Genomic DNA, 14,834 nt, shown 5'->3' on the forward strand with positions numbered 1-14,834 from the left:
AACAAAAAGGCCGGCTTGCGCCGACCCTTTGCATTACTTACGTGCTGATCCGGCGACGAGGCGTCGCCGGATCGCAGGCACTTACTTGATGATCTTGGCAACCACGCCGGCGCCGACGGTGCGGCCACCTTCACGAATCGCGAAGCGCAGACCTTCATCCATCGCGACCGGGTTGATCAGGGTCACGACCATCTTCACGTTGTCGCCCGGCATCACCATTTCCACGCCTTCCGGCAGCTGGCAGGCGCCAGTGATGTCAGTGGTGCGGAAGTAGAACTGCGGACGGTAGCCCTTGAAGAACGGGGTATGACGACCACCCTCATCCTTGGACAGCACGTAGACTTCGGCTTCGAACTCGGTGTGCGGCTTGATCGAACCCGGCTTGCACAGCACCTGGCCGCGCTCCACGTCGTCACGCTTGGTGCCGCGCAGCAGCAGACCGGCGTTGTCGCCTGCCTGACCCTGGTCCAGCAACTTGCGGAACATTTCCACGCCGGTGACGGTGGTCTTCTGCGTGTCGCGGATACCGACGATTTCGATTTCGTCGCCGACCTTGATGATGCCGCGCTCGATACGACCGGTCACCACGGTGCCACGGCCCGAGATCGAGAACACGTCTTCGACCGGCATCAGGAACGGACGGTCAACGTCGCGGGTCGGATCCGGAATAAAGGTATCCAGAGCTTCGACCAACTTCAGGATCGCCGGCACACCGATTTCGCTCTGATCGCCGTCAAGCGCCAGACGAGCCGAACCGTGAATGATCGGAGTGTCGTCGCCCGGGAAGTCGTACTTGCTCAGGAGCTCACGCACTTCCATCTCGACCAGCTCAAGCAGCTCGGCGTCGTCGACCATATCGGCCTTGTTCAGGAACACGACGATGTGCGGCACACCGACCTGACGCGAGAGCAGGATGTGCTCACGGGTCTGCGGCATCGGGCCGTCAGCGGCCGAACACACCAGGATCGCGCCGTCCATCTGCGCTGCACCGGTGATCATGTTCTTGACGTAGTCAGCGTGGCCGGGGCAATCGACGTGCGCGTAATGGCGCACTGCGGACTCATACTCAACGTGTGCGGTCGAGATCGTGATACCACGCGCCTTCTCTTCCGGCGCTGCGTCGATCGCGTCGTACGCCTTGAACTCGCCACCGAAACGCTCGGCACCGATCTTGGTCAGCGCAGCGGTCAACGTGGTCTTGCCATGGTCGACGTGACCAATGGTGCCGACGTTAACGTGCAGCTTTTCGCGAAGAAATTTAGCTTTTGCCATGACTCACTAACCTCTAATTGGAAAATTTTGTTTGAAGCGGCTGAGCGAACTCAGCCCTTCTTGGTGACAGCGTCGGCGATGTTGGTCGGCGCTTCTTCGTAATGGTCGAATTCCATCGAGAACGTTGCGCGACCCTGGCTCATCGAGCGCAGCGAAGTCGCGTAACCGAACATTTCACCCAGCGGAATCATCGCATTGATGATCTTGCCCGACGGGCTGTCGTCCTGACCCTGCAACACGCCACGACGGCGGCTCACGTCGCCCATCACGTCACCCAGGTAATCCTCCGGGCTGACGATCTCGACCTTCATGATCGGCTCAAGCAACACCGGGCTGGCTTTCGCAAAGCCCTGCTTGAACGCCATCGACGCGGCCAGCTTGAACGCCATTTCCGAGGAGTCGACGTCATGGTACGAGCCGAACACCAGCTTGACCTTGACACCCACCACCGGGAAGCCGGCGATCGGACCACTGGTGATCGTTTCGCGCAAACCCTTTTCGACCGAGGGGATGAATTCCTTCGGAATGATGCCGCCGGTGATGTCGTTGATGAAGAGGAAATCGTCTTTGACGTTGTCGTTCTTACGATCTTCTTCGGTCATCGGCGACAGCTCGATCACCACGTGACCGTACTGACCCTTACCACCGGACTGCTTGGCGTGCTTGTAGTCGGACTTGACGTCGGTCTTGCGGATCGTTTCGCGATACGCAACCTGCGGCTTGCCAACGTTGGCCTCGACATTGAACTCGCGACGCATGCGGTCGACGATGATGTCCAGGTGCAACTCGCCCATGCCGGAGATGATGGTCTGGCCGGATTCTTCGTCGGTCTTGACGCGGAACGAGGGATCTTCCTGCGCCAGACGACCCAGCGCCGTACCCATCTTTTCCTGGTCCGACTTGGTCTTCGGCTCCACCGCCATCGAGATCACCGGCTCCGGGAAAATCATGCGCTCCAGGGTGATGATCTTGTCCTGCGCACACAGCGTATCGCCGGTGGTGACGTCCTTCAGACCCACGGCTGCGGCGATGTCACCAGCGCGCACTTCCTTGATCTCTTCGCGATTGTTGGAGTGCATCTGCAGGATGCGGCCCACGCGCTCTTTCTTCGACTTGACCGGGTTATAGACCTGGTCGCCGGAGTTCAGCGTGCCCGAATAGACACGGAAGAACGTCAGCGAGCCCACGAACGGGTCGGTCATGATCTTGAACGCCAACGCCGAGAACGGCGCGGTATCGGTCGCCGGACGGGTGTCTTCCTTCTCGTCTTCGTCGATGCCCTGGACCGGCGGACGGTCGGCCGGCGACGGCAACAGGTGCACGACGCCGTCGAGCATGGCCTGCACGCCCTTGTTCTTGAACGCCGAGCCACAGAACACCGGCACGATCTCGACCTTCAGGGTGCGCTCGCGCAAACCCACCAGGATCTCTTCTTCGGTCAGGTCGCCTTCGTTGAGGTACTTGTCCATCAGGTCTTCGCTGGCTTCTGCAGCCGCCTCAACCATGAACGAACGCGCCTCGGTCGCAATCTCGACCAGATCGGCCGGGATGTCACCGTATTCGAAGGTAGTGCCCTGCGAGGCAACATCCCAATGGATCGCCTTCATCTTCAGCAGGTCGACCACGCCCTCGAAACCGTCTTCAGCACCGATCGGCACCTGCATCGGCACGGCGTAGGCTCCCAGACGGGCCTTCAGCTGCTCGACGACCTTGTCGAAGTTGGCACCGGTACGGTCCATCTTGTTGACGAAGGCCATGCGCGGCACGGAATACTTGTTGGCCTGGCGCCACACGGTTTCGGACTGCGGCTGTACGCCGCCTACGGCGCACAGCACGAACACCGCACCGTCGAGCACGCGCAAGGAGCGCTCCACTTCGATGGTGAAGTCGACGTGCCCGGGGGTGTCGATGATGTTGAGGCGATGCTGCGGCATGGACTTGTCCATACCCGACCAGAACGCGGTGGTGGCAGCGGAGGTGATGGTGATACCACGCTCCTGCTCCTGCTCCATCCAGTCCATCACCGCGGCGCCGTCATGGACTTCGCCGATCTTGTGACTGACGCCGGTGTAAAACAGGATGCGCTCGGAGGTGGTGGTCTTGCCGGCATCGATGTGAGCCATGATGCCGAAGTTGCGGTAACGCTCGATAGGGGTGGTGCGGGCCACGGGGAGCCTCTCAATTTCTTGGATTTCGGATGGCCGAACGCCGCCTTTCGGCGGCCTTCGGATTTAGATGCGACGCTAATCGCGCGTCGCAAACAGCACTCAGATGGTGCTGAAGGGCCCCGTTACCAAGGCCCACGAGGTCACCAGCGGTAGTGTGCGAACGCCTTGTTCGCCTCCGCCATACGGTGCGTCTCTTCGCGCTTCTTGATCGCGCCGCCACGGCTTTCCGAGGCGTCCAGCAGTTCTGCAGCCAGCTTGCGCGGCATGGTGTTTTCGCCACGCTTGCGCGCGGAATCGATCAACCAGCGCATTGCCAGCGCCGTGCGACGGGAGGAGCGCACTTCGACGGGCACCTGATAGGTAGCACCACCGACGCGACGCGATTTAACTTCGACAGCCGGGGCCACGTTGTCCAGTGCTTTCTGCACCAGCTCGACGGCATTCGGATTCTTTTCGCCAATGACGTCCATCGCGCCATAGACAATTTTCTCAGCAACCGACTTCTTGCCACTTTGCATCACCATATTGATGAAGCGGGCAATGGTTTCGCTGCCATGCTTTGGATCAGGCAGGACGGTGCGCTGCGGAGTAGAACCTTTACGGGACATTGGAGTATTTCCTTAGCTCTTCGGGCGCTTGGCGCCGTACTTGGAACGACCTTGACGGCGCTTTGCGACGCCGGCGGCGTCCAGCGAACCACGGACGGTGTGATAACGCACACCGGGAAGATCCTTGACGCGGCCACCGCGAATCAGGACCACGGAGTGCTCCTGCAGGTTGTGGCCTTCACCACCGATGTAGCTGATGATCTCTTCCTGATTCGTCAGGCGCACTTTGGCAACCTTACGCAGGGCCGAGTTCGGCTTCTTCGGGGTAGTGGTGTAGACGCGTGTGCAGACGCCGCGGCGCTGCGGACACTTGTCCAGTGCCGGGGAGGCACTCTTGTAGGTGGTCGCTTGCCGAGGCTTGCGGACCAGCTGATTGATCGTCGTCATCAGTTGATTCTTCTGATAGAGAGGCCGAGACGGCCTTGCACGAAAACAAAGGCAGGCCGAAAAACGGCCCACCGAGACAGAGAAGTATAGCTGGCAGGACGAAACTCCGTCAACTTCACGGAAATCTAACCCTGCTGGCCCATCCAAAGGCCGGAAAACGGAGGGCCTCCTGCCCTCCTTTTCGCTTGGCTTACGGCGATCTTGCGACCGCCGTCGGAGCGCTTACTCCTCGTCCGCGCCAGCGTCGGCCACCGTGGCGACCGGTTCGGCCACTGCCGGCTTGCCCGACAGCGTTTCCATTTCCGAGTCGGTCAGACCCGAAGACTTGCGACGTCCGGCATGGTAGGCCAGACCGGTACCGGCCGGGATCAGACGACCCACGATCACGTTTTCCTTCAGACCGCGCAGGTTGTCGCGGGTACCGCGCACGGCAGCCTCGGTCAACACGCGGGTGGTCTCCTGGAACGAAGCCGCCGAGATGAACGACTCGGTGGCCAGCGAGGCCTTGGTGATACCCAGCAGCACCGGATCGTACTTGGCCGGCAATTCGTTGCGCTTGACCAGGCGGACATTTTCCTCGATGACGCGCTGGCGCTCGACCTGCTCGCCGTTGAGGAACTTGCTGGTGCCCTGATCGGTGATCTCGACCTTACGCAACATCTGGCGCGTGATCACCTCGATGTGCTTGTCGTTGATCTTCACGCCCTGCAGGCGATACACGTCCTGGATTTCCTTGACCAGATAGGCGGCCAGCGGCTCGACACCCAGCAGACGCAGGATGTCCTGCGGACTCGGCTCGCCGTCCACCACGGTCTCGCCCTTGGTCACGTGCTCGCCTTCGAACACGATGATCTGGCGATACTTCGGGATCAGCTCTTCGTGTTCCGAACCATCGGTGTCCTTGATGATCAGGCGCTGCTTACCCTTGGTGTCCTTGCCGAAGCTGATGATGCCCGAACGCTCGGCCAGGATCGCCGGATCCTTCGGCTTGCGTGCTTCGAACAGATCGGCAACGCGCGGCAGACCACCGGTGATGTCGCGGGTCTTGGACGCTTCCTGCGGGATCTTGGCGACCACGTCGCCCACGCCAACGGCGGCGCCGTCCTGCAGGTTGACGATGGAGCGCGGCGGCAACAGGTACTGGGCCGGCAGATCCGTGTTCGGGATCGTCAGATCATTGCCCTTGCCATCGACGATGCGCACGATCGGGCGCAGTTCCTTGGCATGTGCACCGCGACGCTTCGGGTCGGTGATTTCGCGCGAGGCCAGACCGGTCAGTTCGTCGGTCTTCTCGATGACGGTGACGCCGTCGACGAAGTCGATGAAGCGAATGAAACCGGCCACTTCCGACACGATCGGATGGTTATGCGGATCCCAGTTGGCAACGCCCTGCCCGGCCTTGACCGCATCGCCGTCTTTGGCGGTGATGGTGGCGCCGTACGGCAGCTTGTAACGCTCGCGCTCGCGGCCATGGCCATCGAGCACGGACAGTTCGCCCGAACGCGAGACCGCAACCAACGCGCCGCTGGCGTGCGCCACCGACTTGAGGTTGTTGAACTTCACCGAACCGGTGGTCTTGACGGTGATGTTGTCCACCGCAGCCGCACGCGATGCCGCACCACCGATGTGGAACGTACGCATGGTGAGCTGGGTACCCGGCTCACCGATGGACTGTGCGGCAATGACGCCGACCGCTTCACCGATGTTGACCTGGTGACCACGTGCAAGATCGCGACCGTAGCAACGTGCGCACACGCCGAACGAGGACTCGCAGCTGATGGTCGAACGCACCTTCACCGACTGCACGCTGGCCTCTTCCAACTTGGCAACCCAGGCTTCGTCGAGCAGCGTGTTGCGGGTGACGATCGGTTCTTCGTCGTTGCCCGGCAGGTACACGTCCTCGGCCACCACACGGCCCAGCACGCGCTCCTTCAACGGCTCCACCACATCGCCGCCTTCCACGATCGGGGTCATGATCAACCCTTCGGTGGTGCCGCAGTCGACTTCGGTGATGACCACGTCCTGCGCCACGTCGACCAGACGACGGGTTAGGTAACCCGAGTTGGCGGTCTTCAGCGCGGTATCGGCCAGACCCTTACGGGCACCGTGGGTGGAGTTGAAGTACTCCTGCACGTTCAGGCCTTCGCGGAAGTTCGCCTTGATCGGCGTCTCGATGATCGAGCCATCCGGACGCGCCATCAGGCCGCGCATACCGGCCAGCTGACGGATCTGCGCCTGGCTACCACGCGCACCGGAGTCGGCCATGATGTACAGCGAGTTCATCGACTTCTGGTCGATGGTCTCGCCCTTGGCGTTTTCGACCTTCTCGGTACCGATGGTGTCCATCATCGCCTTGGCGATGCGCTCGCTGGTACGCGACCAGATGTCCACGACCTTGTTGTAGCGCTCGCCGGCGGTGACCAGACCGGACTGGTACTGCTCCTGGATTTCCAGCACTTCGGCTTCTGCCTCGGTGAGGATGCCCTTCTTCTCGTCCGGGATCAGCATGTCGTCGATGCCGATCGACACGCCTGCACGGGTGGCGTAGGCATAGCCGGTGTACATCAGCTTGTCGGCGAACACGACGGTGTCCTTCAAGCCCAGCAGACGGTAGCTGGAATTGATCAGACGCGAGATGTTTTTCTTGGTCATCTCGGTGTTGGCCAGCTGGAACGGCAGGCCTTCGGGCAGGATTTCGCTCAGCAGAGCACGACCGACCGTGGTGTCCACAATCGAGGTACCGCTGGTGCGCTTTCCATCGACCGCGTCCACGTCCACCTGGGTGATACGGACCTTGACCTTGGCGTGCAGTTCCACCACGCGGTTGTCGTAGGCGCGCTTCACTTCGCTGGTGTTGGCGAACACCATGCCCTCGCCCTTCTTGTTCTCCAGGGCGCGGCTCATGTAGTACAGGCCCAACACCACGTCCTGCGACGGCACGATGATCGGCTCGCCGTTGGCCGGCGACAGGATGTTGTTGGTGGACATCATCAGCGCACGCGCTTCCAGCTGGGCTTCCAGCGAGAGCGGCACGTGGACGGCCATCTGGTCACCGTCGAAGTCGGCGTTGAACGCGGTACAGACCAGCGGGTGCAGCTGGATGGCCTTACCTTCGATCAACACCGGCTCGAACGCCTGGATACCCAGGCGGTGCAGGGTCGGCGCACGGTTCAACAACACCGGATGCTCGCGGATCACTTCTTCCAGGATGTCCCAGACTTCAGCTTCTTCGCGCTCGACCAGCTTCTTGGCGGCCTTGATGGTGGTGGCCAGGCCGCGACGCTGCAGCTTGGCGAACACGAACGGCTTGAACAGCTCCAGCGCCATCTTCTTCGGCAGGCCGCACTGGTGCAGCTTGAGGTACGGACCGACGGTGATGACCGAACGACCGGAGTAGTCCACGCGCTTGCCGAGCAGGTTCTGACGGAACCGGCCCTGCTTGCCCTTGATCATGTCGGCCAGCGACTTCAGCGGACGCTTGTTGGTGCCGGTGATGGCACGGCCGCGACGGCCGTTGTCCAGCAGCGCATCGACCGATTCCTGCAACATGCGCTTTTCGTTGCGCACGATGATATCCGGCGCATTGAGCTCGAGCAGGCGACGCAGGCGGTTGTTGCGGTTGATCACGCGGCGGTACAGATCGTTCAGATCCGAGGTCGCGAAGCGGCCACCATCCAGCGGCACCAGCGGACGCAGGTCCGGCGGCAGCACGGGAAGCACGGTCATGACCATCCACTCCGGACGGTTACCCGATTCCAGGAAGGCTTCGATCAGCTTGATGCGCTTGGTCAGACGCTTGAGCTTGGTCTCCGAACCGGTGCTGGCGATTTCTTCGCGCAGACGGGTCATTTCCGACTGCAGCTCGATCGTGCGCAGCAGTTCGTACACGGCCTCGGCGCCCATGGCGGCGTCGAAGTCGTCGTTGTACTCCTGGCGTGCGGTCAGGTACTGCTCTTCGGTCAGCAGCTGGCGGCGCTCGAGGGGGGTCAGGCCCGGCTCGGTGACCACGTAGGCTTCGAAGTACAGCACGCGCTCGATGTCGCGCAGGGTCATGTCCAGCATCAAACCGATGCGCGAGGGCAGCGACTTGAGGAACCAGATGTGCGCGACCGGCGAAGCCAGGTCGATGTGACCCATGCGCTCACGACGCACCTTGGCCAGGGTGACTTCGGTGCCACACTTTTCGCAGACCACGCCACGGTGCTTCATGCGCTTGTACTTGCCGCACAGGCATTCGTAGTCCTTGATCGGACCAAAGATGGCAGCACAGAACAGGCCGTCACGCTCGGGCTTGAAGGTGCGGTAGTTGATGGTTTCGGGCTTCTTCACTTCGCCGTAGGACCACGAACGGATCAGGTCAGGCGAGGCCAGCGCGATCTTGATCGCGTCGAAATCCAGCGTCTGGCGCTGTTGATTGAAGAGGTTGAGCAGGTCTTTCATTGGATATCTCCGGGTCGGAGGAATTTCGTATCTGAGATGAAACCGAGGGCATTACGTTCCGGATCCAGGCACCGCATTACGGCGCCTGGATCCAGCTCGATCACTCTTCCAGTTCCATGTTGATCGCCAGCGAGCGGATTTCCTTCACCAACACGTTGAAGGATTCCGGCATGCCCGCGACCATCTCGTGCTCACCATCGACGATGTTCTTGTACATCTGGTTGCGGCCCTGCACGTCGTCGGACTTCACCGTCAGCATTTCCTGCAGGGTGTAGGCCGCGCCGTAGGCTTCCAGCGCCCAGACTTCCATCTCACCGAAGCGCTGACCACCGAACTGCGCCTTACCGCCCAGCGGCTGCTGGGTGACGAGCGAGTACGGGCCAGTCGAACGTGCATGCATCTTGTCGTCGACCAAGTGGTTCAACTTCAGGTAGTGCATGTAGCCGACCGTGGTCTTGCGATCGAACGCTTCGCCGGTACGACCGTCGTACAACTGGGTCTGACCGCTCTGCGGCAGTTCGGCCAATTCCAGCATGCGCTTGATTTCCGCTTCGCTGGCGCCGTCGAACACCGGGGTGGCCATCGGCACGCCGTCGATCAGGTTCTTGCCCAGGTTGAGCAATTCCTCATCGCTGAACTGCGACAGATCCACGCGCTGTGCATTGATCGCGCTGTCGTGGTTGTAGATGTCGTCCAGGAACTTGCGCAGCTCGCTGACCGCCGCCTGGGCTTCCAGCATGCGCTGGATCTTGCGACCCAGGCCCTTGGCGGCCCAGCCCAGATGCACTTCCAGAATCTGGCCGATGTTCATACGCGACGGCACGCCGAGCGGGTTCAGCACGATGTCGACCGGCTCGCCGGTGGCCATGTACGGCATGTCCTCGACCGGCACGACGTTGGAGACCACACCCTTGTTGCCGTGGCGGCCCGCCATCTTGTCACCCGGCTGGATGCGGCGCTTCACTGCCAGGAACACCTTGACCATCTTCAGCACGCCCGGTGCGAGGTCGTCGCCCTGAGTGATCTTGCCGCGCTTGTCGGCGAAGCGTGCTTCGAATTCCTTCTCGTGCGCCTGGATCTGCTTCTGCGCACGTTCGATGGCATCGGCTGCGTCTTCGTCCTTCATGCGCAGCTGGAACCAATCGGACTTCTTCAGCCCGTCCAGGTACGCGTCGGTGACGTTGTCGCCCTTCTTCAGGTTCGGACCGCCGTTGGCGACCTTGCCCACGATCTGCGAGCGCAGACGTGCGTAGATGGCCGCTTCCAGGATACGGAACTGGTCGTCGAAGTCCTTCTTGACGCGCTTGATCTCGGACTCTTCGATCTGACGCGCACGCTTATCCTTCTCGATGCCGTCGCGGGTGAAGACCTGCACATCGATGACGGTGCCGTCCATGCCCGGGGGCACGCGCAGCGAGCTGTCCTTCACGTCGGACGCCTTCTCACCGAAGATCGCACGCAGCAGCTTTTCTTCCGGGGTCAGCTGGCTTTCGCCCTTCGGCGTGACCTTGCCGACCATGATGTCGCCGGCACGCACTTCCGCACCGATGTACACCACGCCGCTTTCGTCCAGACGGTTCAAGGCCTGCTCGGACACGTTCGGGATGTCGGCGGAAATTTCCTCCGGCCCCAGCTTGGTGTCGCGCGCAACGCAGGTCAGTTCTTCGATGTGGATCGTGGTGTAACGATCCTCTTCCACCACACGCTCGGAGAGCAGGATGGAGTCTTCGAAGTTGTAGCCGTTCCACGGCATGAACGCGATCAGCATGTTCTGGCCCAGCGCCAGCTCACCGATGTCGGTGGACGGGCCGTCGGCCAGCACGTCGCCGCGCGCGATCACGTCGCCCACGTTCACCAGCGGACGCTGGTTGATGCAGGTGTTCTGGTTGGAGCGGGTGTACTTGATCAGGTTGTAGATATCCACGCCGGCATCGGTGCCGCCGCCGATTTCTGCCTCGTTGACCTTGACCACGATACGGGCTGCATCGATCTGCTCGATCACGCCACCACGCAACGCATTCACGGTCACGCCCGAGTCGCGCGCAACCGCACGCTCGATGCCGGTACCGACCAGCGGCTTTTGCGAACGCAGCGTCGGCACGGCCTGGCGCTGCATGTTGGCGCCCATCAGTGCGCGGTTGGCGTCATCGTGCTCGAGGAACGGCACCAACGCCGCTGCGACCGACACGGTCTGCATCGGCGAGACGTCCATGAAGTGCACTTCAGCCGGCGGCTTCAGCAGCGACTCGCCCTGGAACCGGCACGGCACGAACTGCTCGGTGAGCATGTTCTTGGCGTCGGTCAGCGCGTTCGCCTGGGCGATCACGTACTCGTTTTCTTCGATCGCCGACAGGTACTCGACGTCGTCGGAGACCTTACCGTCCAGCACCTTGCGGTACGGGGTTTCAAGGAAGCCGTACTGGTTGGTGCGGGCGAACACGGCCAGCGAGTTGATCAGGCCGATGTTCGGGCCTTCCGGCGTTTCGATGGTGCAGACGCGGCCGTAATGAGTCGGATGCACGTCGCGCACTTCGAAGCCGGCGCGCTCGCGGGTCAGACCGCCCGGGCCCAGTGCGGAGACGCGACGCTTGTGCGTCACTTCCGACAGCGGGTTGTTCTGATCCATGAACTGCGACAGCTGCGAGGAGCCGAAGAATTCCTTGATCGCGGCAGCCACCGGCTTGGCGTTGATCAGTTCCTGCGGGGTCAGACCTTCGGATTCGGCCATCGACAACCGCTCTTTGACCGCGCGCTCGACGCGGACCAGGCCCACGCGGAACACGTTCTCGGCCATTTCGCCGACCGAACGCACGCGACGGTTGCCCAGGTGATCGATGTCATCGACCACGCCGCGACCGTTGCGGATCTCGGTGAGCACCTTGAGCACTTCCAGGATGTCGGAGGTGTCGGTGTGTTCGGCGACCAGGCGCTTGGACTCTTCGTCGTTACGCTCGGCAAAGTACTTCTTGTCGTACAGCACCGACTCGCCAAGAACCTCCTTGCGGCCGACGCGACGGTTGAACTTCATCCGGCCGACCGTGGACAGGTCGTAGCGCTCGAAGGTGAAGAACAGGTTGTGGAACAGGTTCTGTGCGGCTTCCTTGGTCGGCGGCTCGCCCGGACGCATCATGCGGTAGATCTCGACCAGCGCTTCCAGCTGGGTCTTGGTCGGATCGATACGCAGGGTGTTGGACAGGTACGGACCACGATCCAGATCGTTCACCCACAGGGTGCCGACCGCATCGACACCGGCCTTGCGGAACGCAGCCAGTTGGTCTTCGGTGATCTCGTCGTTGGCATTGGCAAGCAGTTCGCCGGTCGAGCTATCGACCACGTCGTGCGACAGGATGCGCGTGACCAGGTAATCGTCCGGCACGGCCAGCGCGGCGACGCCGGCGGCTTCGAGCTGCTTGACGTGACGCGCGGTGATGCGCTTGCCCGCTTCCACGATGACCTTGTCGCCATCGGCCAGGTCGAAGTTCAGCGTTTCGCCACGCAGACGCTCCGGCACCAGCTCCAGCTGCACGCCTTCGTCCGGATTGATGTGGAAGGTGTTGATCTCGAAGAACTCTGCCAACATCTCTTCGTTGTTGTAGCCAAGCGCACGCAGCAGGATCGATACCGGCAGCTTGCGACGACGGTCGATACGGGTGAACAGCGCATCCTTCGGGTCGAACTCGAAGTCCAACCAGGAGCCGCGGTACGGAATGATGCGGGCGCTGTACAGCAGCTTGCCCGAGCTGTGGGTCTTGCCACGGTCGTGGTCGAAGAACACACCCGGCGAACGGTGCAGCTGCGAGACGATCACGCGCTCGGTGCCGTTGACGATGAAGGTACCGTTGTCGGTCATCAGCGGGATTTCGCCCAGATAGACCTCCTGCTCCTTCACGTACTTGATGGCCTTGGTCGACGACTCGCGGTCGTAGATCACCAGGCGCACGGTCACGCGCAGCGGCGCGCCGTAGCTCATGCCACGCTGACGGCATTCACGCTCGTCAAACACCGGCTGACCCAGCTTGTAACCGACGTATTCCAACGCGGCGTTGCCGCTGTAGCTAGAAATCGGGAACACCGACTTCAGCGCTGCGTGCAGACCGAGGTCCTTGCGCTTGTTCTGCTCCACGTCTTCCTGCAGGAATTCGCGGTAGGAGTCCACCTGGATCGCAAGCAGGAACGGCACTTCGAGAATCGAGCGCTGCTTACCGAAATCCTTGCGGATACGCTTTTTTTCGGTGAACGAATAAGACGTCATGAGGTCTTCCACCCTAGGTTGCGGGGGCAGCGTCGCCGCGGCCCTGAAATAACAAAATTGTCAGTTGGAAGTCGCTGGTATTGCCGGCACCAGCACGCCTTCTCTTGCTACTTCCAACTACCAACTCGGTGAAGCGGAGATTGGGATGACCAGATTGGGGATGGCGAAGATTGCCTTCGCATCCCGAATGCCGACTCTCAAATCCCGGCTTTCCATCAACGGCCAAAGGCCGGGAGCTTTACGCTCCCAGCCTTCAGTGCATCACCCTGAAACGCTGGCGATGCAAGATGCTGCTTACTTGACTTCGACGGTCGCGCCGGCTTCGGTCAGTTCCTTCTTGATCTTCTCGGCTTCGTCCTTGGTTGCGCCTTCCTTCAGGATGCCACCGGCTTCGGTCAGATCCTTGGCTTCCTTCAGACCCAGGCCGGTCACGGCGCGGACGGCCTTGATGACGCCGACCTTGTTGGCGCCGCAGCTGACCAGCACCACGTTGAATTCGGTCTGCTCTTCAACCACGGCAGCCGGGCCAGCTGCAGCAGCAGCGACCGGAGCGGCGGCGGAGACGCCGAACTTCTCTTCGATGGCCTTGACCAGCTCCATCACTTCCATCAGGGACTTCTCGGCGATAGCTTCGACGATCTGTTCGTTGGTAAGGGACATTGTGATTACCTTTAAATAATTTTCTGGATTGGGGTTCTAGCAAACGCTAGGACATCAAGCTTCGGCAGTCTCGGCGACCGGCGCGGCGGCTTCGTCGCCACCACCCTGCTTGTCGCCAACGGCCTTGACGGCACGGGCGAACATGGCAGCCGGTTCGGACAGCACGCGGGCCAGCATGGCCAGGGCCTGATCGCGGGTCGGCAGCGATGCCAACACGTCGACGTGACCAGCCGGGAACAGTTCCCCGCCGATGGACACGACCTTGGCCTGCAACTTGTCGTTGCCCTTGGCGAATTCCTTGATCAGGCGACCGGCAGCGCCGGGCTCCTCCATCGAAAACGCATACAGCAAAGGACCGACCAGCTTGTCAGCGACGACAGCGAAATCAGTACCTTCAACGGCGCGCGCAGCCAGGGTGTTCTTGACAACTTTCAAGAACACACCGGTTTCTCGGGCCTGCTTGCGCATCGCGGTCATCTGGGAGACCGTGATGCCAGCGTATTCGGCGGCGATCAAGGAGTGGGCCTTGGCGGCGATGTCTGCCAGCTCGGCGACTACTTCTTGCTTCTGAGACAGATTGAGAGCCATTGCACTCCTCCGTTAAAGCCGGGATTCGGGATTAGCAATTCGGGATTGGTCAGAGCTGATGAAGCCGCTTCTGCCAATCCCCAATGCCGAATCTCCAATCCCCGCTTCAAACTACTCCGCTCGCGGCTCCTGCCGGTTGCGGTCCAGGGCAGCCTCCATCCTGGAAGCCGGGAACATCGACCGATGTTCCTTTGGTGGCCTTTCTAGACCTGGAGTGGGCTCGATCCGGGATGTCCCAGACGCGCGTAAACCAGAAAGCTCCAGAAGGGCGACACCATCTACGCCGGCCGGCTCATACGAACCTGATTAAGCGACCCCGCTGCATCGACGGCGACTCCTTGCCAATGTGAGCATCCCTGCCCGTCGTCGATCTGCGCTGACCGCGCCTGCGGTCTTTGACGGCTACCGCCGGACATGCCGGCGATCGCCTTCAAAATGTCCGTTACCCCAAAGGAGGGA

At 61.5% G+C, this 14,834-nt stretch carries 8 protein-coding genes; all 8 read right to left on the minus strand.

Annotated elements, in window-relative coordinates; genetic code table 11:
- Positions 1–81: 81 nt before the first annotated feature.
- The 8 genes from tuf to rplJ all read right to left on the minus strand — a co-directional run bounded on the left by tuf (position 82) and on the right by rplJ (position 14,375).
- Positions 82–1,272, minus strand: a complete 1,191-nt coding sequence (gene tuf / locus AC1PLU_RS17825) for an elongation factor Tu (protein WP_108350190.1) — start codon at positions 1,270–1,272, stop codon at positions 82–84.
- 50 nt (positions 1,273–1,322) lie between these two features.
- Positions 1,323–3,440, minus strand: a complete 2,118-nt coding sequence (gene fusA / locus AC1PLU_RS17830; RefSeq protein ID WP_006450630.1) for an elongation factor G — start codon at positions 3,438–3,440, stop codon at positions 1,323–1,325.
- 140 nt (positions 3,441–3,580) lie between these two features.
- Positions 3,581–4,048 carry a 30S ribosomal protein S7 gene (gene rpsG, locus AC1PLU_RS17835; RefSeq protein WP_006450629.1) on the minus strand — a complete coding sequence of 156 codons (468 nt, stop codon included), beginning with the start codon at positions 4,046–4,048 and terminating at the stop codon, positions 3,581–3,583.
- A 12-nt stretch (positions 4,049–4,060) separates the two neighbouring features.
- Entirely contained in the window at positions 4,061–4,435 is a 375-nt protein-coding gene (gene rpsL / locus AC1PLU_RS17840; RefSeq protein WP_006450628.1) for a 30S ribosomal protein S12, read from the minus strand.
- Between the two features lie 222 nt (positions 4,436–4,657).
- A complete protein-coding gene (gene rpoC / locus AC1PLU_RS17845; RefSeq protein WP_006450627.1) occupies positions 4,658–8,875 on the minus strand; it encodes a DNA-directed RNA polymerase subunit beta' in 4,218 nt (1,405 codons plus the stop codon).
- A 100-nt stretch (positions 8,876–8,975) separates the two neighbouring features.
- A complete protein-coding gene (rpoB, locus tag AC1PLU_RS17850; RefSeq protein ID WP_006450626.1) occupies positions 8,976–13,127 on the minus strand; it encodes a DNA-directed RNA polymerase subunit beta in 4,152 nt (1,383 codons plus the stop codon).
- A 294-nt stretch (positions 13,128–13,421) separates the two neighbouring features.
- A complete protein-coding gene (rplL, locus tag AC1PLU_RS17855; protein WP_006450625.1) occupies positions 13,422–13,787 on the minus strand; it encodes a 50S ribosomal protein L7/L12 in 366 nt (121 codons plus the stop codon).
- 54 nt (positions 13,788–13,841) lie between these two features.
- Complete coding sequence (gene rplJ, locus AC1PLU_RS17860; RefSeq protein ID WP_016900680.1) at positions 13,842–14,375, minus strand: 50S ribosomal protein L10; 534 nt, start codon at positions 14,373–14,375, stop codon at positions 13,842–13,844.
- Positions 14,376–14,834: the final 459 nt, after the last annotated feature.

The sequence above is a fragment of the Xanthomonas sp. NCPPB 2933 genome, from assembly GCF_056725225.1.

What these genes read in the sequence shown, in the direction of transcription:
- rpsG (WP_006450629.1), bottom strand. Translation starts at nt 4,048, where the DNA reads ATGTCCCGTAAAGGTTCTACTCCGCAGCGCACCGTCCTGCCTGATCCA.
- rplL (WP_006450625.1), bottom strand. Translation starts at nt 13,787, where the DNA reads ATGTCCCTTACCAACGAACAGATCGTCGAAGCTATCGCCGAGAAGTCC.
- rplJ (WP_016900680.1), bottom strand. Translation starts at nt 14,375, where the DNA reads ATGGCTCTCAATCTGTCTCAGAAGCAAGAAGTAGTCGCCGAGCTGGCA.
- rpsL (WP_006450628.1), bottom strand. Translation starts at nt 4,435, where the DNA reads ATGACGACGATCAATCAGCTGGTCCGCAAGCCTCGGCAAGCGACCACC.
- rpoC (WP_006450627.1), bottom strand. Translation starts at nt 8,875, where the DNA reads ATGAAAGACCTGCTCAACCTCTTCAATCAACAGCGCCAGACGCTGGAT.
- rpoB (WP_006450626.1), bottom strand. Translation starts at nt 13,127, where the DNA reads ATGACGTCTTATTCGTTCACCGAAAAAAAGCGTATCCGCAAGGATTTC.
- tuf (WP_108350190.1), bottom strand. Translation starts at nt 1,272, where the DNA reads ATGGCAAAAGCTAAATTTCTTCGCGAAAAGCTGCACGTTAACGTCGGC.